The organism is Bradyrhizobium sp. SZCCHNR1043, assembly GCF_032489675.1.
GTDB lineage: Bacteria > Pseudomonadota > Alphaproteobacteria > Rhizobiales > Xanthobacteraceae > Bradyrhizobium.
The window spans coordinates 153,134-172,635 of sequence record NZ_JAUEYN010000018.1 but is presented as its reverse complement, the minus strand read 5'-3'; the positions used below and the strand labels follow the sequence as shown (position 1 = coordinate 172,635).

16 protein-coding genes and 1 pseudogene are annotated in these 19,502 nt (G+C 66.6%); 9 read left to right on the top strand and 8 right to left on the bottom strand.

Annotated features, from left to right (window positions below; translation table 11 throughout):
* Positions 1-778 precede the first annotated feature (778 nt).
* The 4 genes and pseudogenes from QX039_RS29340 to QX039_RS29325 form a co-directional block, all read right to left on the bottom strand.
* Positions 779-2,089, bottom strand: coding sequence for a hemolysin family protein (locus QX039_RS29340; RefSeq protein WP_315735049.1), 1,311 nt, complete (start codon positions 2,087-2,089; stop codon positions 779-781).
* Between the two features lie 309 nt (positions 2,090-2,398).
* A complete protein-coding gene (locus tag QX039_RS29335; RefSeq protein WP_315774073.1) occupies positions 2,399-4,384 on the bottom strand; it encodes a carbohydrate porin in 1,986 nt (661 codons plus the stop codon).
* Positions 4,385-4,648: 264 nt separating this feature from the next.
* Positions 4,649-4,933, bottom strand: coding sequence for a hypothetical protein (locus QX039_RS29330; protein ID WP_315774071.1), 285 nt, complete (start codon positions 4,931-4,933; stop codon positions 4,649-4,651).
* Positions 4,934-5,079: 146 nt separating this feature from the next.
* Positions 5,080-5,571 (bottom strand): annotated as a pseudogene (locus QX039_RS29325) (creatininase family protein); the annotation flags it as partial.
* Between the two features lie 518 nt (positions 5,572-6,089).
* Between QX039_RS29325 and QX039_RS29320 the strand changes: the two are divergent.
* Positions 6,090-8,150 carry a carbohydrate porin gene (locus QX039_RS29320; RefSeq protein WP_315774069.1) on the top strand — a complete coding sequence of 687 codons (2,061 nt, stop codon included), beginning with the start codon at positions 6,090-6,092 and terminating at the stop codon, positions 8,148-8,150.
* 179 nt (positions 8,151-8,329) lie between these two features.
* Here the strand turns inward: QX039_RS29320 and QX039_RS29315 are convergent, their stop codons facing one another.
* Both QX039_RS29315 and QX039_RS29310 read right to left on the bottom strand, forming a co-directional pair.
* A complete protein-coding gene (locus QX039_RS29315) occupies positions 8,330-8,605 on the bottom strand; it encodes a hypothetical protein (RefSeq protein ID WP_315774068.1) in 276 nt (91 codons plus the stop codon).
* Between the two features lie 229 nt (positions 8,606-8,834).
* On the bottom strand, positions 8,835-9,665 hold the full coding sequence (locus tag QX039_RS29310) for a creatininase family protein (protein ID WP_315774066.1): 831 nt from the start codon (positions 9,663-9,665) through the stop codon (positions 8,835-8,837).
* A 129-nt stretch (positions 9,666-9,794) separates the two neighbouring features.
* On the opposite strand from QX039_RS29310, the gene QX039_RS29305 reads away from it, so the two are divergent.
* The 7 genes from QX039_RS29305 (at position 9,795) to QX039_RS29275 (ending at position 16,343) form a co-directional block, all read left to right on the top strand.
* Complete coding sequence (locus QX039_RS29305) at positions 9,795-10,784, top strand: ABC transporter substrate-binding protein (protein WP_315774065.1); 990 nt, start codon at positions 9,795-9,797, stop codon at positions 10,782-10,784.
* 25 nt (positions 10,785-10,809) lie between these two features.
* Positions 10,810-11,610, top strand: a complete 801-nt coding sequence (locus QX039_RS29300) for an ABC transporter ATP-binding protein (protein ID WP_315774063.1) — start codon at positions 10,810-10,812, stop codon at positions 11,608-11,610.
* An 83-nt stretch (positions 11,611-11,693) separates the two neighbouring features.
* On the top strand, positions 11,694-12,422 hold the full coding sequence (locus tag QX039_RS29295; protein ID WP_409997693.1) for an ABC transporter permease: 729 nt from the start codon (positions 11,694-11,696) through the stop codon (positions 12,420-12,422).
* The gene (locus QX039_RS29290) at positions 12,422-13,405 is read left to right on the top strand and encodes a 2-hydroxyacid dehydrogenase (protein ID WP_315774062.1); all 984 of its coding nucleotides are present in this window, start codon (positions 12,422-12,424) and stop codon (positions 13,403-13,405) included. The genes QX039_RS29295 and QX039_RS29290 overlap by 1 nt, the downstream gene beginning before the upstream one ends.
* 92 nt (positions 13,406-13,497) lie before the next feature.
* On the top strand, positions 13,498-14,094 hold the full coding sequence (locus QX039_RS29285) for an AprI/Inh family metalloprotease inhibitor (RefSeq protein WP_315774075.1): 597 nt from the start codon (positions 13,498-13,500) through the stop codon (positions 14,092-14,094).
* Positions 14,095-14,253: 159 nt separating this feature from the next.
* Positions 14,254-15,906: a PAS-domain containing protein gene (locus tag QX039_RS29280; RefSeq protein ID WP_315774061.1), complete on the top strand. Its 1,653-nt coding sequence runs from the start codon at positions 14,254-14,256 to the stop codon at positions 15,904-15,906.
* 107 nt (positions 15,907-16,013) lie between these two features.
* Entirely contained in the window at positions 16,014-16,343 is a 330-nt protein-coding gene (locus tag QX039_RS29275; protein WP_315715302.1) for a hypothetical protein, read from the top strand.
* A 3-nt stretch (positions 16,344-16,346) separates the two neighbouring features.
* Here the strand turns inward: QX039_RS29275 and QX039_RS29270 are convergent, their stop codons facing one another.
* The gene (locus QX039_RS29270) at positions 16,347-17,753 is read right to left on the bottom strand and encodes a PLP-dependent aminotransferase family protein (RefSeq protein WP_315774060.1); all 1,407 of its coding nucleotides are present in this window, start codon (positions 17,751-17,753) and stop codon (positions 16,347-16,349) included.
* Positions 17,754-17,908: 155 nt separating this feature from the next.
* On the opposite strand from QX039_RS29270, the gene QX039_RS29265 reads away from it, so the two are divergent.
* A complete protein-coding gene (locus QX039_RS29265) occupies positions 17,909-18,769 on the top strand; it encodes a DMT family transporter (RefSeq protein ID WP_315735030.1) in 861 nt (286 codons plus the stop codon).
* 11 nt (positions 18,770-18,780) lie between these two features.
* Here the strand turns inward: QX039_RS29265 and QX039_RS29260 are convergent, their stop codons facing one another.
* On the bottom strand, positions 18,781-19,494 hold the full coding sequence (locus QX039_RS29260) for a hypothetical protein (RefSeq protein WP_315735028.1): 714 nt from the start codon (positions 19,492-19,494) through the stop codon (positions 18,781-18,783).
* Between the last annotated feature and the right edge of the window lie 8 nt (positions 19,495-19,502).

Sequence of the window (19,502 nt, the reverse complement as noted above, 5' to 3'; positions counted from 1 at the left end):
CTCTCCTTGGCGCCAAAGACCGCCCCCAACAAACGACGCCCCTCTTGACAACTTACTCCCCATACAAGGTTCAGCCGGAACGACCCGGCCCTCCCTGCGCGATCGGTTTTAACGGCTTATACGTGATCTCCCCGGTGCGCCGGCTTTCTGGCCACCGTGGCGACAACGCGCGCATCACGCGCGCTGCCGCGGACCTCAGCGTCGGGAGGTCAGGACCACACGATTTCGCCGTCCGCGACGACAGCGCTCGTCCAGCGCCGCCGTCACGTCCATCGCATTGCCGGTCCAACGTTCGTGACGACGCGCGTACGCCCCTCATCAGGACCGGAATGGGAGGAGCATAGGACAGGAATTATGATTTTCGGAAGCTGTTTATTTTTCGCAGAGGCTCTTGAAGTGGGTCTTCATATTGAGGGCGCGGGGGAAATGAGTGTTTTGGCGCAGGCGACATGCGTGGCGCATCGGCCGTCCGCCGGCGTGTTGGAGATCGGCACTCCGCCCGACGGGCGAATCGGGGATTGCAAAGTTGTTTGTGGCACGCAGGCGCGGCGCGATCGGTCAGCGCCTCCCCCCGCGTGCGGGGGAGGTCGCATCGCATCGTCAGATGCGATGCGGGTGGGGGATTGCTCCGGAAAGACTGCCGCTGTGGCACCCCCACCCCAGCCCTCCCCCGCAAGCGGGAGAGGGGGCGCACCGCCGGTGCCGCGCCTGCGCGGGTCTCTCGATGATGCGGGCCGAGATACGCATCATGAAACGCCCTGGCGCAATTGAGTGAGCGCTACCCCACGTTCGGCTCGCCGCCCTCCGGGGCGAGCCTGGTCGCCAGGATCTTGTCGATGCGGCGGCCGTCGAGGTCGATGATCTCGAAGCGCCACCCTTGCAGCTCGAAGCTCTGGCCGACCGCGGGCACGCTGCCGAAATGCTGCAGCACCAGGCCGGCGACGGTGTGGTAGCCGCGATGTGGCGGCACCTCGATGGCGAGGACGTCGGCGAACTCGTCGAGTTGCATCCAGCCGGAGACGAGCAGCGATCCGTCGTCGCGGCGGAGGCAGGCCGGCTCCGGCGGACCTTCCTCCGAGGAGAACGCGCCGACGATCGACTCCAGAATATCCGCCGCGGTCACGACGCCTTCGAACGCGCCGTATTCGTCGTGGACGAGCCCCATATGCACGGGCGCCACCTTGAGAATCGCGATCACGTCGCGCGCATCGACGGTGGAGGGAATGATCGGCACCTCCCGCACCAGGCTGCGCAGGTCCGGCGTCTCGTCGCGCAGATAGGCGGCCAGCAGGTCCTTGGCCTGGAGCACGCCGATCGGACGGTCGCGCTCGCCGTCCGACACCGGCAGGCGCGAATGCGGGCTCTTGGCGAGCAGCTCGCGAATGGTCTTGGGATCGTCGTTGAGGTCGACGACGTCGACCTCGGGGCGCGGCGTCATGATGGCGCCGACCGGGCGGTCGCCGAGCCGCATCACGCCGGCGATCATCTCCTTCTCGCCGGGCTCGAGCACGCCTGCGGTCTCGGCCTCGCGCACCAGATGGTGGATCTCCGCCTCCGACACCTTCTCCTCGGCCTCGCCGGAGCGGCCGAGCAGCGTCAGGATCAACTTGCCGGAGAGATCGAGCAGCACCACGAGCGGCAGCGACACCTTGGCGAGCACCTGCATGGCCGGCGCGACGCGGACCGCCACGGCCTCGGGGTCGCGCAGCGCCAGCTGCTTCGGCACCAGCTCGCCGACGATCAGGGTCGCATAGGTGATGGTGGTGACGACCAGGCCGACGCCGATGATGTCGGCGACGGAGGCGGACAGGCCGAGCTCCAGCAGCCACTGCGTCAGGCGCTGGCCGAGCGTGGCGCCCGAGAACGCGCCAGAGAGCACGCCGACCAGGGTGATGCCGATCTGCACCGTCGACAGGAACCTCCCCGGATCGGACGCCAGCGTCAGCGCCCGACGGGCGCCGGCGATGCCCTTTTCGGCCAGCATGGCGAGGCGTGCCGGCCGCGACGAGACGATCGCGAGTTCGGACATCGACAACAGCCCGTTGACGACGATGAGGACGACGATGATGGCGAGTTCGACGGAGAGCATTTCGACCTGGTCTGGCGCCCGGAGGGGGCGGGATGGGGACAGGTCCTAGCATATGGGGATGGCAAGCGCCCAATGCCGCGTTGCGGTGGGGGCATGGCTGGAGACGGGTGGGCGGTCAGATTGGGGCTTGCCGCGCCTGGACCTCCGCTGTCGTCCCGGCCTTGAGCCGGGACCCATCGCCACCGGCCGTCATGTGGCGGGCAATCGGCAGTGACGTCCCTCGATAGCTTCCGCGGTATGGGTCCCCGCGTTTGCGCGGACGACACCGAGTGAGGAGCTATGGCCTGCGCAAATAAAAACAGCCGCCCCTCAGAAATCCCCGTGCAGCCGCCCCGAGAAGATCGACACCGGACCGCGGTCGGCGTTGTAGGCGGGATTGCTGATGAACTGATAGTCCGCCGTGAAGGTCAGGTATTTGTTGATCGAGTAGGCGTAGTAGGCCTCGATGATGTTCTCGCGCCGGTAGTTCAGCGCGCCGTCGCCGATCAAGGGGCCAAGGCCACCGGCGGCGAGGAAGGCGCGGTGGTCGCGCGACAGCCCGTTGGTCACGCCGGCGAGGCCGATGGTGTCGTCGGGACGGCCCCAGCGCGCGCCCTTGATCGAGGTGCCGAACGACAGGCTGCTGTCGATGTCGGTGAACGCCATGATCTCGGTTTTGCCATCGTTCCAGCTCCAGCGGCCGAATAGGCCGACATCGTCCGAGAGCGCCTGGTCGAAGCTGATCACGTAGCCGTATTTGCCGCGGCCGCGGCGGGTCTGGCCGATGTCGAGATTGAGCGCGGGATTGTCCAGCGTCTCGCGATAGCTGCCGGAGAAGGTGTTGTTGAACCAGCCGATGGTGCGCAGATGCCCGGGTTGCGAGAACAGCTGATAGCGCGTCTCCAGCTCGACGACGTAGCTGCCGCGTCTGAAAACCTTCGTGTCGAAATTGTTCGAGTTCGACTCGGCATCGACCAGGAAATAGCCGGCGCGCAGCGCCCAGTTCTTCTGGTTCAACTCGGCGGTGGCGCCGTAGGTCAGGCCGAGCTTGTCGGCGGCATAGTCGAAGGCGCCGGGCGCCCACACCGACCAGTTCATGAAGTCCTTGCGTGCGTCCTTGGCGTAGGCGTTGCCGTCGAACACGTCGAGCACGGGGAATTTTCCGATCTGAAGCGTGAGACGCGAGATGTCCTGCTTGCCGGACAGCTGCAGCTGGCCGCTGCCGAGCTGCTCCTGCTCGCCGCCGAAGCCGAAGGTCTGGCGCAGGAACAGCCGCGAGGTGTTGTAGTGCGGGTAGGGGAAGTCGGACTTCTGCGCTTCGCCATTGGGGAAGCCGCCGAGTCCGACGGTGTTGCTGAGGCCGAAGCCCTGCAGCAGCTCGGGATTGTAGTAGACCTCGCCGCCGTCCCACAGCCGAGCGTTGATGTACAGGCTGTTGCTCCAGGTCTCCTGGAATTGGCGCGCGGGTGTCAGGCTGTTGGCGCCGGTGTAGGCGGCGCGGAACGCCGGATAGCCCTGGCCGATCACGGTCGCCTGGCCGTGGATCTCCCAGCGGTCGGATTCGGGATCGGACGGATCGCTCTTGAGCTTCAGGTCGGGCCCGCCCACGAAATCGAGCTTGCGGTTGAGCCCGACCCGCAGGGTCTGGAAGTCGAGTTGCGAATTGTAGCTGGCGCCGTTGGAGAAGCGGACGCCACCGTTCTCGAAATGGCTGTAGAGATATTCGAGGCGCCAGCTCCAATGCGGCGCAAAGCTGCGCTCGATGCCGGCGCCGGCGGCCCAGCCGAGCCGCGTCGTCAGCAGCTTCTCGGTGTCGCCGGCCGCATTGGTGTTGATGAAGCGGCCGCCGGTCCAGGCGAGGCCGCCGGTGGCGTAGACCAGCCAGTCGCCCTTGAGGTAGCCGACCCGGCCGCGCGCGGTGGCGACATAGTCCCACAGCTCCGAGACGTTCGAGCCGGGCGTGCCGAGCATCGCGACGGTGTGGTTGGAGGTGAGATAGTTCGGAAAGCTGAAATCGCCCTCGAGCCCGAGCAACAGCCCGGAGCGGGTGACCCAGTTATAGCCGGCCTGCACGCCGCCAGTGAGACCGCTGAACGGGCTACCGGCGCTGACCGTCCCGCTCGGGTCGGTCAGCGTCGCCTGGGCGCGGTCGCGGGTATAGCCGGCATGGACGCCGACATAGAGGCCGGTCCAGTCGAACACCGTCTGCGCCATCCGGGCCTTGACCGGCAGGTCGGCGGCAGCGGCGGGGGCAGCGAGCGCGGCGATCATGGCGCCGGCCGCGATCATCTCCCGGGTGCAGTTCGAACGGATCATGGCGGCGGATTCCCAAGGCGAGGCAAACGACACAGGCAAACGTCACAACTGATTGCCCGCGCACAGTCACGAGAAGATTACGGAGTCGTCGATGTTCGATCGGAAGTGTGGACGGCACGCGGCAATTTGTGGATGATTTATATTGCGATTAATTCGCAACAGCAAGCGTGGGGCGGTCTCATCCGGTTTCCGATTGAGGGTGTGGCGCCCACGCAACAATCAGCCCGCCCGGGCGGCCGGGCGGGACGCGACGAACGCCCGGCATCAATAGCCGCAGGCCCTGACGCGGCCGACATACTGGCCGTAGACGTTGAACTGCGGCACCCAGCGGCAGTACCGATAGCCACCGCCATAGGAGTAGCTGTCGTTGCTGGCGGCGATGGCGCTGCCGACGACGGCGGCTCCGACGAGGCCGGCACCGACGCCCCAGCCCCAATGGTGATGATGATGGAAGCCGTTGGCCGCCGCAGGCGTCGACGTTGCGGCGATGCTGCCGGTCACGGCGAGCGCGGTCAGCGCGAGGGTGGCAATCTTGGTTTTGATCGACATGGTGAAGGCTCCTGTTTGATGTTGCGGCGGCCGGCGTCGGCCGCTTGCCAAATTGGACGGAGCCTTTTCGAAACCGGTTCGAATCGCCTGATGGCGATCGACGCCATCCGGAGATTCATCAGAAGATCCAGAATGTTATCTTTGGCTCAGGAGCCCGGCAGCGGGCCGTGGCCGAGCGTGGTCACGTCGAAGTTATCGACGTCCTCCAGCAGCGCGCAGAACGCCCGCGCGCCGTGGTCCAGCACGCGCTCGCCCTTCTCCGCCGAGGCCTGCGTGGCATCGCCGACCGCGCCGCCCGCATTCAGGTCCTGCGTCTGCCAGGCCATCGGCGCCGGCCGCTGCGTCGAGAGCACCTCGTAGGTCGTTTCCATCTCAGCGCCGCGCGAGGGGAAAGCGGCGATGGCATCGCTGCGCACCAGCGTGGGATGGCGGGCCAGCATGATCGAGGTCTCGACGGCACCGCCATGGATGCCGTGACGCAGCTCGTCGGCGGAGAACAGGCCATCGGGCGCGCCGAAGCGCGACCATGACGTCGTCACCACCAGCATGCGGTGATCTGCGCGCAGATCCTGCGCGACCAGGGTCATCGCGGCGCTGTTGCCGCCATGGCTGGTGACAATCACGAGCTTCGTGATTCCGATCGCGCGTATAGCTGGCGTGGCCGCCGACATAGACACCCGTCCAATCGAACTCCGTCTGTGCGACCGGCGCTTTCAGCGCCAAATCCGCGGCCTGGGCCGCAGCTCCCGAGCCGAGGACGACGACGGCGGCAAGCCCGGTCCAGCTTCGGACGCGCGATCGTCCGGATCGTATTGGCGTAACCGTCGGCAAGCGTATGGACCGCAAGAGCAGGAGTGAACAGAGGCGCTGGTGATGCGGACCCTAGCGAATATTGCAAGTTACTTACAATGACTTTGAAGTCACACGTCACGGCTCGCGCGCGGAAGCGGTGATTTTCGATGGCCCTATCGGCTGTGGGAACGGGTGTCGGCCCTTCGCGATCGAGCTCGCTTGTGACATGACGTCGCAAGGCAATCGAGCTGACGAGCGATTCGAAGACGGAACTGCCGCATGGTGGGAGACCCGCGTGTTGCAAATCCGTTACGAGATGATGTCAGAACGGCACTGATCGTAATTCTCACGTGAATTGAACAAGATGGACCACCGGCTCCTGGCTCGGGCGACGCTCGGTCTCCTGCTCACTTTGTCCAAAACCGCGACAGCGGCCGATCTCGGGTCGGTAAATTCGCGGCCGCAGTCGTATGACAATTCGGCGGCCCCTGACTGGAACGGATTCTATATCGGCGGGCACCTCGGCTACGCCGCAGGCAAGTCCGGCTGGACCGCCCTCGAGGCCGGCGCCGGCGTCCCGATGCTCTCGGGATCGACCGGCCTGTTTAACTCCTATGATGCCTTCAAGGGGACCGGCAGCTATCTGTTCGGCCTGCAGGCCGGCTACAACCGGATGCTGTCGCCGCGCCTCCTGCTCGGCGTGGAGGGGGACTTCTCGGCTCCGAACACGCTCGCCGGCGTGCGGGCCCCGACCTCCCCGGCAACTGGCCAGGCGGCCTATCGCGATACGGTGCTGGGGACGGGTACGCTGCGCGGGCGTATCGGTTACGACTTCAATCCATGGCTGGTCTACGCGACCGGCGGCCTCGCCTGGAGCTACGACCGTCTGGAGCGGACTCAGCTCGCGGGCACGGCCGGCAATGCGGCGGTGGGCGACGTCGATATGGCGCTGACCTGGCGGCTCGGCTGGGTCGCCGGTCTCGGGGTGGAAGTGCCGATCGCGCCGGCCTGGAGCGCCAAGCTCGAATTCCTGGACTCCGAGTTCGGGCATCATCGGAAACGCTTCACCGCGGCCGGCCAGCTCTACGACTCCGATTTGTCGATCCAAAGGCTGCAACTCGGGCTCAACTACCAGCTGGGCACGGATCCGGCCAAGAAGGACCTGCTCGGCAAGGGCATCGTGCCACCCGAGCTCGACAATTTCGCCGTGCATGGCCAGACCACGATCACGACGCAGTACGACTTTCCGTTCCGTGCCCCCTATGCCGGCCGGAACAGCCTGGATCCCAATATCGGCCGCGAAACCTTTGACCTCGACCTGTACGTCGGTTTCCGCCCCTGGGACGGCGCCGAGATCTGGATCAACCCCGAAATCGACCAGGGCTTTGGCCTGAGCGGCACGTTCGGCGTCGCCGGCTTCCCGAGTGCTGAGGCCTACAAGGTCGGCTCAAGCTATCCCTATGCCCGCATTCCGCGCGCCTTCCTGCGCCAGACCATCGATCTCGGCGGCGAGAGCCAGAAGGTCGAGGCCGGCATCAACCAGTTCGCGGGATCACAGACATCCGATCGTCTCGTCTTCACCGTCGGCAAGTTCGGCGTCGTCGATATCTTCGACCAGAACAAATACGCCCACGACCCGCGTGCCGACTTCCTGAACTGGACCTTGGTCAATACCGGCACGTTCGACTATGCCGCGGATGCCTGGGCGTTCACCTATGGCGCAGCGGCCGAGTGGTACACCGGCCCGTGGACGGTCCGCGCCGGTATCTTCGATGGTCCGGCCGTCCCAAACAGCACCGATCTCGATGCCAAGCTCGGCCAATTCCAGATGGTCGGCGAACTCGAACGCCGCTACGAGCTTTGGGGGCAGCCGGGCAAGATCCTGGTCACCGGCTATCTGACGCGGGCCCGCCTCGGCAATTTCCAGGATGCGGTGACCCTGGCGGCGCAGACTGGAGCCGCTCCGGATCTCGCGGCGGTCCGGACCTACAAGAGCAAGCCCGGCATCTCCGCCAATTGGGAGCAGCAGATCCTGCCGGGGCTCGGCGTGTTCGCGCGCGCCGGCTACACGCCCGGGAAGCTGGAGGCCTACGCGTTCACCGACGTTGACACGACCTTTGCCGCCGGCACCTCGGTGTCAGGCAGATTCTGGGGACGGCCGGACGACACGTTCGGCCTCGCAGGGGTGGTCAATCAGATCTCGCCGGCGCATCAGGCCTATTTGGCCGCGGGCGGCTATACGGCGCTGATTGGTGATGGGCAGCTGCCGCACCCCGGGGCCGAGAAGATCCTCGAAGCGTATTACTCGCTGCCGGTGTTCAATTGGCAGTTGACGTTTGACTATCAGTTCATCGTCAACCCGGCCTACAGCCGCGATCGCGGGCCGGTCTCGATCATCGGGTCGCGGCTGCACGCGCAGTTCTGAGTCGAACGACCTGCCACCCCGACAATCCGCCCGGGGGGGGGGATAGCCGGGCGGGTTGGGACACGGGTCTGAGCTGATGGGGACACCCGTATCAGACGCGGGACCGGTGCTGCAGCGCGTTCACGAGCCGACGTGGCGAGCCCTGGTGGATTCGGTTGGGCAAGGTGACCGTCGCGCCATCAATAGCCGCAGGCTCTGACCCGGCCGACGTAACGTCCGAACGCGTCGTACTGGGGCACCCAGTGGCAGTACCGATAACCGCCGTAGTAATAGCCGTCGTTGCTGGCGGCGATGGCGCTGCCGACGACAGCGGCGCCGACGAGGCCGGCTCCGACGCCCCAGCCCCAGCCGTGATGGAAGCCATGGGCCTCGGCAGGCGTGGAGGTCGCGGCGACGCCGCCGGTCACGGTCAGGGCGGCGAGGGTCAGGGCGGCAAGCTTGGTCTTGATGGACATGGAAGGCTCCTGTTTTCCGTTGGGCGGCCGGTGCTGGCCGTCTGTCAAATTGGACGGAGGCTTCTCGAAAGCGGTTCGAATCGCCCGAACAAGGCCGGGGCGGTTCAGAGATTCGTTTGAAAATCCAGTTAGATCATGATGCGATTCCACGGAATCGCATCATGATCTCATCTCTTTGTTTGAGCATGATCTTTCCGGAAAACCGGTTTCCACTTTTCCGGATCATGCTCTAGTTGGGCCCAATCCAACGGCTCGCCAGCGGGCCGCCGCCGAGCCCGTTCACGTCGAAGTTATCGATATCCTCGAGCAGCGCACAGAACGCCCGCGCGCCGTGGTCGAGCACGCGCTCGCCCTTCTCCGCCGACGCCTGCGTGGCATCGCCGACCGCACCGCTCGCATTCAGGTCCTGCGTCTGCCAGGCCATCGGCGCCGGCCGCTGCGTCGAGAGCACGCGATTGTTCTTCTCGATCTCAGCGCCAGATGACGCGAAGGCAGCGATGGCGTCGCCACGCACCAGCTCCGGATGACAGGCCTGCATGATCGAGGTCTCGACGGCGCCGCCATGGATGCCGTGCCGCAGCTCGTCGGAAGAAAACAGGCCGTCGGGCGCGCCGAAGCGCGACCACGATGTCGTCACCACCAGCATCCGAAAGGCGGCGCGCAGGTCCTGCGCGACCAGGGTCATCGCGGCGCTGTTGCCGCCATGGCTGGTGACGATCACGAGCTTCCTGATTCCCGCGCGGGCCACGCTGTCGCCGAGCGCTCGCCAGCTCCGCAGCGCGGTCTCGGTCGGCAAGGTCAGCGTGCCCGGATAATCGATATGCTCGGTGGAAATGCCGACCGGCTGCACCGGCAGGAAGGTGACCGGCAGTGCCGGCGGCAGCAGCGCGCGCACGCGGGCGAGATAGGCTTCCGCAATGTAAACATCTGTGCCGAGCGGCAGATGCGGTCCGTGCTGCTCGGTGGCCGCGAGCGGCAGCACTGCGATCCAGCGCGCCGCCTCGGACGTTCCGATCAAGGGCCAGTGCAGCTCGGTCCAGTCGCGGGGCGGGGTGGTCATCGTGCTGGCTGTTTCTTTCGTGCCTCGGGCAGGGTACTTATCGCCCGACCATAGCACTTCGAACGGCATCTTGGGCGAGACTAACCGGGGAATCCAATCATGACGCAGGGGCTTCTGTCGCGAACGTTAATGGCGGCTTTGCTCGTCGCGGGTGCGCTGGTCCCGGCGGCCCAGGCCCAGACCCTGGACAAGGTCTCGTTCGGCACCAACTGGGTCGCCGAGGCCGAGCATGGCGGCTTCTTCCAGGCGGTCGCCGACGGCACCTACAAGCGCTACGGTCTGGACGTGACGATCGTGCCGGGCGGTCCGAACGAGAACAACCGCATGCTGCTGATCTCCGGCAAGATCGATTTTTTCATGGCCGCGAACACGCTGATGTCGTTCGACGCGGTGGCCAACAACGTGCCGGTGGTGTCGATCGCCGCGATGTTCCAGAAGGATCCGCAGGTGTTCCTGACGCATCCGGAGTCCAGGATCACCAAGCTCGAAGAGCTGAAGCCGCTGACCCTGTTCGTCTCCAAGGAAGGCATCTCCAGCTACTATCAGTGGCTGAAGTCCGAATACGGCTTCTCGGAGAAGAACGTGCGTCCCTACACGTTCAATCCGCAGCCGTTCATCGCCACCGCGCAGAGCGCGATGCAGGGCTACGTGACATCAGAGCCGTTCGCGGTCGAGCGCGCCGCCGGCTTCAAGCCCGGCGTGATCCTGCTCGCAGACAACGGCTTCAACACCTATTCGACCCTGATCGAGACGCGGCGCGACCTGATCGAGAGCAAGCCGGACCTGGTGCAGCGTTTCGTCGATGCCTCGATCGTCGGCTGGTACAATTACATCTACGGCGACAATTCTGCCGGCAATGCGCTGATCAAGAAGATGAACCCGGAGATGACCGACGACCTGCTGGCCTATTCGGTCGCCAAGATGAAGGAGTACGGCATCGTCGATTCCGGCGACAGCGTGGAGAAGGGCATCGGCGCCATGACGGAGGAGCGCATCGCCAGCTTCTTCGACAAGATGGTGCGGGCCGGCGTGGTCAAGTCGACGATCGACTATCGCAAGTCCTATACGCTGCGTTTCGTCAACAAGGGGGTCGGCATCGATCTCCGGCCGAAGAAGTAGGACGCTTGAGCGGCGCTTTCAGCACATGAGTTCACCCCCTTCGTCCGAGCGCGCCGTTGCGACCGCGGTACGCCTGCGCGGCGTCACCAAGGTGTACGAGTCCGGCGTCGCCGCGCTGGGGCCGATCGACCTGACGATTTCCAAAGGCGAGTTCGTCTCGCTGCTCGGCCCCTCCGGCTGCGGCAAGTCGACGGCGCTGCGGCTGATCGCCGGGCTTGCGAGCCCGAGCGGCGGTATGGTCGACGTCGCGGCGTTCGCGTCCGAGACGCATCCGGGCCATCGCATCGGCTTCGTGTTCCAGGAGCCGACCTTGATGCCCTGGACCAGCCTGCGCGACAATGTCGGCTTGCCGTTGAAGCTTGCGCATGTCCCGGCCACGGAGGCACGGCCGCGGATCGATGCCGCCTTGGCGCAGGTCGGCCTGTCGGATTTTGCCGATGCATTCCCGCGCGAATTGTCCGGCGGCATGAAGATGCGCGCCTCGCTGGCGCGAGCGCTGGTGACACGGCCCGACATCCTGCTGATGGACGAGCCGTTCGCGGCCCTCGACGAGATCACGCGCTTCCGCCTCAACAACGACCTGCTGGCGCTGTGGCGCAGCCTGAACATGACCGTCCTGTTCGTCACCCATTCGGTGTTCGAGTCGGTCTACCTGTCGCAGCGCGTGCTGGTGATGACGGCGCGGCCCGGCCGGCTCAGCGCCGAGATCCGGATCGACGTCGACGCGCGCGATGATGCGTTCCGCGCCTCGCCGGACTACGCCGCATATTGCCGCCGCGTCTCGGACGCGTTGGCGCCGGCCTACACCGGGGTGCATGCGCTGTGAGCGGCGTACGAGAGCAGAGAACGTTTGTCGCGGCAGCGCGGCTGGCGAGCCTCGCCTTTCCGGCCTTGGTTTTCGTCGCAGCGATGACGGCGTGGGAGTTGGTGGTGCGCGTCAACGGCATCCAGCCTTATGTGCTGCCGGGGCCGCTGCTCATCCTGAAGACCTTGGTTGCCGACTGGGACATTCTGGCGCAGTCGCTGCTGACGACACTGATCACGACGCTCGAAGGCTTCATCGCCGCCGCCCTCGGCGGCATCGCGCTGGCGCTGCTGTTCAACCAGTCGAGATGGCTGGAATGGGCGTTGTTTCCCTATGCCGTGGTGCTGCAGGTGACGCCCGTGATCGCGGTCGCGCCGCTGCTCCTGATCTATCTGCCGCAGCAGACCGCGGTGGTCGTGTGCGCCTGGATCGTCGGCTTCTTCCCCGTGCTGTCCAACACCGCGCTCGGGCTCAACTCGGTCGATCGCAATCTCGCTGGCCTGTTCCAGCTCTACGGCGCCTCGCGCTGGCAGACCTTGCGCCATCTGAAATTGCCCGCCGCTCTGCCCTATATTCTCGGCGGTCTGCGCATCGCCGGCGGCCTGTCGCTGATCGGCGCCGTCGTCGCCGAGATCGCCGCCGGCAGCGCCGGCGCGGGATCAGGCCTCGCCTATCGCATCGCAGAATCCGGCTATCGTCTCAACATACCCCGCATGTTCGCCGCGCTGGTGCTGCTGTCGGTCGCCGGGATTGTCATCTATGGCTTGCTGGCGCTAGTTTCGCACCTCGTTTTGCGGCGCTGGCACGAAAGTGCTCTTGGAAAGGACAACTGATGGCGGCCACTTCGTCTGACAAGATCGATGTTCTGATCTATGGGCCGCTGCGGCCGATCCTGGAAAAGGGTTTCCCGGACAGCTTCACTGTGCACCATGCGACGACACAGGCCGATCTCGAAGCGCTGCCAGCGGACGTGAAAGGGCGGATCCGCGGCGTCGCGGTGACCTTCCACACCGTGAAGACCGATGCCGCCGTGATGGCGATGCTGCCGAAGCTGGAGATGATCGCAAGCTTCGGCGTCGGCTATGACCACATCGCGGCCGCCCATGCCGGTCAGCACGGCATCATCGTCACCAACACGCCCAATGTCCTGACCGAGGAGGTAGCCGACGTCGCGATGGGCCTGTTGATCGCCACCTGCCGCGAGTTCATCAAGGCCGACCGCTTCGTGCGCTCCGGCGAGTGGACGTCGAAGCCCTATCCGCTCAGCGTCGGCTCGTTGCGCGACCGCACCGTCGGCATGGTCGGCATGGGCCGCATCGGCCAGGCGATCGCGCGCCGGCTCGAAGCCTCGCTGGTCCCCGTCGTCTATCACTCGCGCAATCCGGCGGCCGGTGTCGCCAACAAGCACTATCCCGACCTGCTCGCGATGGCGAAGGACGTCGACACGCTCATCGTGATCGTGCCCGGCGGCGCCGGCACCAACCGGATCGTCAATGCCGAGGTGCTGAAGGCGCTCGGACCGCGCGGCGTCGTCGTCAACGTCGCCCGCGGCTCGGTGATCGACGAACAGGCTTTGGTCGAGGCGCTGAAGTCCGGCACCATCCTGGCGGCTGGCCTCGACGTGTTCGAGAAGGAGCCGGCGGTGCCCGACGCGCTCAAGGCGATGGACAATGTCGTGCTGCTGCCACACATCGGCTCGGCTGCCATCGTAACCCGCAACGCGATGGATCAGCTGGTGGTCGACAATCTCAAGGTCTGGTTTGCCGGCAAGCCGCCGCTGACGCCCGTTCCGGAAACGCCGGTGAAAGGCCGCTGATGAAACGTTCGCTCCCAATGCTGATCGCGCTGCTGTCGTCAGTGGCGGGCGTCCCCGCCGTTGCGCAGGACGCCGCCGGCCTGAAGAAGGCGATGATCGGGCAGTGGGAGCTTGCGACCACCGAGCGCAGCAAGACCTGCGTCGTGACCTTGAAGCCGGACGCGGCGCCGCGTGGGCAGAAGCTCGAACTGGAGCCGGGCTGTGCCGCCGCGCTGCCCTTCACCAAGGACATCGCCGGCTGGAACGTGAAGGGCCTCGACATCGTCAGTCTCCAGGCAGCCAATGGCGAGGCGGTGATCGACTTCACCGAGGTCGAGGCCGGCATCTTCGAGGGCCTGCGCCAGGGCGAAGGCGTCTACATCCTGCAGAACCTGGCGGCGGCGCGGTCGCTGGCGAAATCCATGGACCAGATGATCGGCGACTGGGCCATGGTCCGCGGCAATGGCGCCACGATCTGCAGCCTGGTGCTGACCAACAACGACGCCGGCCACGACAATTTCCAGGTGTTCGTGAAGCCGAAATGCGACGCCGCCATCGCAGCGTTCGCGCCGAGCCAGTGGCGGCTCGAGCACGGCCAGATGATGCTGATGTCGGATCGCGGCGAGACCTGGCGGTTCGAGGCGGACGACAATGCGCAGTGGCGGCTGGTGCCCGACAGCGCCAATCCGCTGATCATGCTCAGGCAGTAGGGCGAGACGCGCGCCGTTGAGCGCCCTTGCCGCGCGTCGGGCAAGCCTCTTCCGGCATCGGATTTGGTTAACGGTCGGTTACGTGCCTGTTCCACCAATTGGAACTTGTTGTTTACGCATCTTGCGTCTGATGGTTGCATTCCATCGAGGGGGCCCGCCATGCGTGAGTTGTTGCGCCGGTTCAACAGGTCGCTGCCGTCGTTCAGCCTCAACGACAAGATCTCTGCGGCTGCGGCCGCGTTCGCCGTCCTGGTGATGCTGTCGACACTGGGCGCGCTGTCGGCGCTGCGCGAGCAGCGCCTGTTCTACGATCGGCTCGAAGCGCTTTCCATTGCAGCCCGCAACATCGAGCGCACCAACGCGCTGATCTACGCGGTCGTGATGGAATCGCGCGGCATCTACATGTCGTTGGACCGCACCGTCGCGCGGCGCTACGCCGACTCGCAGCTTGCGAAGATTGCGCAGCTGAGCAAGGTGGTCGACGAATGGGAAAGCCGGGTCACAGATGACGACGCCGCGCTGTTCGCCCCGTTCAGGAAGCGGATCGATCAGTTCGTCGCATTCCGCACCGAGATGGCGCGGCAGACGATCTCGGTCGGATCGTCGGCGGCGCGCGAGCTCGGCGACAATGACGAGAATCGCGCGGTGCGCACCGCGCTCAACGAGGACCTCGAGAAATTGTCGCGGCTCTATGCCGACCGCACCCGCGAGCTCGGCGAGGCGGCCGACGCGCGCGGCATGGCCGCGTTCTATCTGGGCGCGCTCGGGGCGGTGATCATCGTGCTGATCGCGGCCGCGGCGCTGGCGCTGCGCTGGGGCGTGCTGATGCCGCTGCTGGACATCGCCCGCGTCACCGACCGCATCGCCGCCGGCCGCATCAAGCTCAAGATTCCGCATGCGCGGCGCCATGACGAGATCGGACGGGTCGCGCATGCGGTGGAGACTTTCCAGAACGGCGCCTTCCGGATTCAGGAGCTCGAGCAGCACGAGGTCGAGATCGAGCGCCAGCACGCCGACATCCTGCGCGAGCACGAGCGGCTGGAGCAGGGCGCGCTCAGCAACCAGCAGCGTCTGGATGCCGCGGTCGCCAACATGGCCCAGGGCCTGATCATGCTCGACAGCTTCGGCTACGTACTGATGGTCAACGAGCAGTACCGCAAGCTCTACGGCGTTCCTGCCTCGGTTGCGAAGCCCGGTGCACATGTGCGCGAGATCCTCGCGCACCGCGCCAAGCTCGGCCTGCTGCGTGAGAAGCCGTCGGAGTTCCTCGCCGCGCTGCGGGAGCGCATGAAGGAGCGAAGGGCGGAGATCGTCGAGGTCGAGCTCGCCGACGGCCGCATCATCCGCATCTCGGAGCGGCCGATGGACGGCGGCGGCTGGATCGCGACGCACGAGGATTTCACCGCGCAGCGCCGTGCCGAACGCAAGCTCGCGCGCGCCGAATATTTCCTCGCCGCATTGCTGGAGAACATCCCGCAGGCGGTGCTGGCCAAGGATGCGCAGTCGCTGCGCTACATGTTCGTCAATCGCGCCGCCGAGCGTCTGTTCGGCGTGCCTCGCACCGACATCATCGGCCGCACGCCGGGCGAACTGTTCTCCGCGCCGACCGGCGCGATCCTCGAGGAAGCCGCCCGCGAACAGCTCGCAGGGCGCGGCGACGATGAGCCGCGAGCCCATAGCATCCTCACACCCGGAAATGGTCCGCGCGACATCGTCGTGCGCCGGCTGCCGGTCTCGATCGGCGAGGGCGAGCCGAAATATCTGCTGAGCATCATCGAGGACCGCACGCAGGATCAGCGCGTGGCGGCATGATGCGTCACGTGGCAACGCCTTGGATTGCCCTGCCTTGACGTCGCCTTGATCTGCATCAAGAACGGCCACGCCGGGCGGACTAGCGTGCCCGGAACGGAGGCCTGTTCATGATCCGACGTCTGGGGATTCCCTTTGCTACCCGCCTTGGCGCTGCGGCGCTGCTCACGCTCGCCGTCGTCGCGCCGGTGCATCAGGCTGCTGCGCAGGACGTGCTCGGCGGAGCGATCCTGGGCGGCGCCGGCGGAGCGATCCTGGGCGGCGCGATCGGCGGCGGCCGGGGCGCTGCGATCGGCGCCGTGATCGGGGCCGGCACCGGAGCTGCAATCGCGGCCGATGGCGAGCGCCGTCGTGGCGGCTATTATTCCTATCGCAATGGCTGCTATTTGCAACGCGGCGACGGGTCATGGGTCCGCGCACACCCGCGCTACTGCTACTAAGTCTTACCGGTCGGCTGAATTGACCGCTTGGCGGCGCGACGAACGCGCGGCCGGTGGCTTTGTCGCGCGCTCCAGCGCGTGAATGACGCGCGGATCCTCGCAATGCGCGACGTTGAAGCGCATCATCGTGGCGGCGGATTGCGCCGCGCTGAAGACGTCGCCGGGCGCGAGCACCACATGTTCCTCGAGCGCGGCCTGGGCCACCTCGATCGCCGTGCAGCCGTCCGGCAACCTGCACCACAGATGAAAGCCGCCGCGCGGCATCAGCCAGGGCGCGATGCCGATGCGCTGCAGCCGTGCTGCCACGCGTGGCCGCGCCCGCGCAAGCCGAGCGCGCAGCTCCTCGATGTGCTTGCGGTAGCTGCCGCTGGTCAGCACCTGGGTCAGTGTCTCCGCGGCGAACTGTCCGGGGCCGCCGAAGCCGGTCGCGATCTGCAGGTCGATCAGCGGCTCGATCCAGTCGGCGCGCGCGGCGATGTAGCCGCAGCGCACCGAGGCCGACAGCGTCTTGGAGAAGCTGCCGACCAGGATCACCCGCGTCAGCCCGTCGAGTGCGGCGAGCCGCGGCGACGGCTCGGGTTCGAAATCGCCGTAGATGTCGTCCTCGACGATGATCGTGTCATGCGCCACCGCGGCGTTGAGCAGCCGGTGCGCCGTCTGCAGCGACAGCGTCGCGCCGGTCGGATTGTGCAGGCCGGAATTGGTGATGTAGAGCCGCGGGTGCTCGGCTGCGAGCATCGCCTCGAACCGCGCGACGTCGGGTCCGCCCGGCGTCATCGGCACGCTGACGATCCGCGCCTGATGCGCGCGCAGCAACGCCAGGAAATTGAAGTAGCAGGGATCGTCGACAAGCACGGCGTCGCCGGGGCGCAGCAGCATGCGGCAGATCAGGTCGATCGCCTGCGTGCCGGACGAGGTCAGCACCAGCTGCTCGCTGAACGCGTCGATGCCGAGGCCGGCAAGGCGGCCCTGCAGCAGCCGTCGTAGCGCCGCCGATCCTCGCGCCGCGCCGTAGTCGCTCAGCACTGGGCCGCCGCCGCGCGCCAGCGCGCGGACCGCGCGCCGCAGCGCGTCCTGCGGCATCCACTCGGCCGGCAGCCAGCCGCAGCCGGGCGTCAGCGTTCCCGGCCCGGCGTCGAGCGACTGCCGCGACACCCAGAACGGATCGACCGCGCGCGGCCGGCGCGGCTCGCGATCGGCGAGGGCCAGCGGCGGCAGCGCCGTGTCGGCGACATAGAAGCCGGAGCCGCGCCGGGCCCGGATGACCCCCTCGGCGGCGAGCCGGTCATAGGCCTCGACGACGGTGGCCGGCGAGACGCCCATCGCCGCGGCGAAGGCGCGGATCGACGGCAGGCGCTGGCCGACGTCGAGCGCGCGCGTCGCCAGACGCTGCCGGATCGCATCGACCACGGCGGTGGTCCGCGTGCCGTCTCGGCGGGACTCGAGCGCCCTTGATTCCAAAGTGTATTGCCTCCTGCATCAATACAGAATGTCGAAATTGTATCGGTCTGTGACTGCCGCAACAAGCCCGATCCGGCTATGGGATCTGCGAGGAGGAGCGGTGCATGAAGGGATTGATCGAAGGTTGGGGGAGCGGCATCGTCGGCATGACGATCTTCAGCGGCTCGCTGCCGGCCACGCGGGCGGCGCTGGAGGGCTTTGCGCCGCTGTTCCTGACGGGCGCACGCGCGACGCTCGCGGCCGTGCTGGCTGCGCTTTGTCTTTTGCTGTTGCGGCAGCCGCTGCCCGGCCGGCGTGATCTGGTGTCGCTCGGGATCGTATCGCTCGGTGTGGTCATCGGCTTTCCGCTGCTCACGGCGCTCGCGCTCCAGCACATCACCTCGGCCCATGCGATCGTGTTCGTCGGTCTGCTGCCGCTGTCGACCGCCTTGTTCGGCGTGCTGCGCGGCGGCGAGCGGCCGCGGCCGTTGTTCTGGCTGTTCGCAGCCCTTGGCGCTGCGGCGGTCTCGGGCTTCGCCCTGTCGCAGGACGGCGTCGCGGCGCCGATCGGCGATCTCGCGATGATCGCCGCGATCATCGTCTGCGGCCTGGGCTATGCCGAGGGCGCCATGCTCACGCGCCGGCTCGGCGGCTGGCAGGTGATCTCGTGGGCGCTGCTGTTGTCCGCACCGCTGATGCTGTCGATGGCGGTGCTGACGCTACCCGGCGCGTCACATGACATCACGGCCGCGGCGTGGCTGGGCCTCGCCTATGTCTCCGTCTTCAGCATGTTCATCGGCTTCGCCTTCTGGTACCGCGGGCTCGCGCGCGGCGGCACTGCGACGGTGGGCCAGCTGCAATTGCTGCAGCCCTTCCTCGGCCTCGGTTTCGCGAGCCTGCTGCTGCATGAGCCGGTGTCGGCCACGATGATCGCCGCAGCCGGAATCGTCGTCGTCTGTGTGGCGATGGCGCGTCGCTGGGCGTAAGCCGTCAGCGGCTACTTGCGGTGATAGAGTCCGGTGAAGCTGACGCCGGCACCGCCGCAATCATTGTTGTCCTCGACCAGCAAAAGCGCGCCGATGCGCTGCAGACGCACGCGGCACTCGTCGCCGGCATTCGGCCGATCGAACGGCGTGCTGCCGTCGTCGACGAAGGCGATGAGGCCGCCCTTGGGCTCTGCCGTCGCGCCGAGCGATCCGTTGCGCAACTCGCGACCGGCCGGCAGCACCTGATCGCCTTCGATCCTGAACCGGTTGCCGGCCTCTTTCCTGATCGTCAGTCCCCCTCCCGGATGCTCCCAGCTTCCGGCCCAGTCGGACATTGCCGGCGCGGCCATTGGCGGGACGGTGGTGAGGGTTGCGCGCGGCAGCCAGCCGGTGGTCCAGATCTGGGCCTTCGCACGCGGCGCCTGGTAGCTGACGCAGACGAAATCGCCGTGGGTCCTGCCGACCAGCACGAGGTCGTCGCCGACGAGGTACGCCTTCTTCCGGCAGGCGTCGGTCGCAGCGGGACAGCCTGCGGCCTTGAAATCATCGTCATAGGGGCTCTTGACGAAATTCACGCGCGGCTGGCCGCTCACTTTGGCGACGACGAGCGGCCGCGCATCGTCCCAGCCGATGCCATTGCAATTGGCGGGATCGTTGGCGTCGTAGGCAGCCGCCGCCGTGACGGTCAGGACGCCAAGGATCAGTCCGATGAAGGCCGCGCGCATCCGTCATT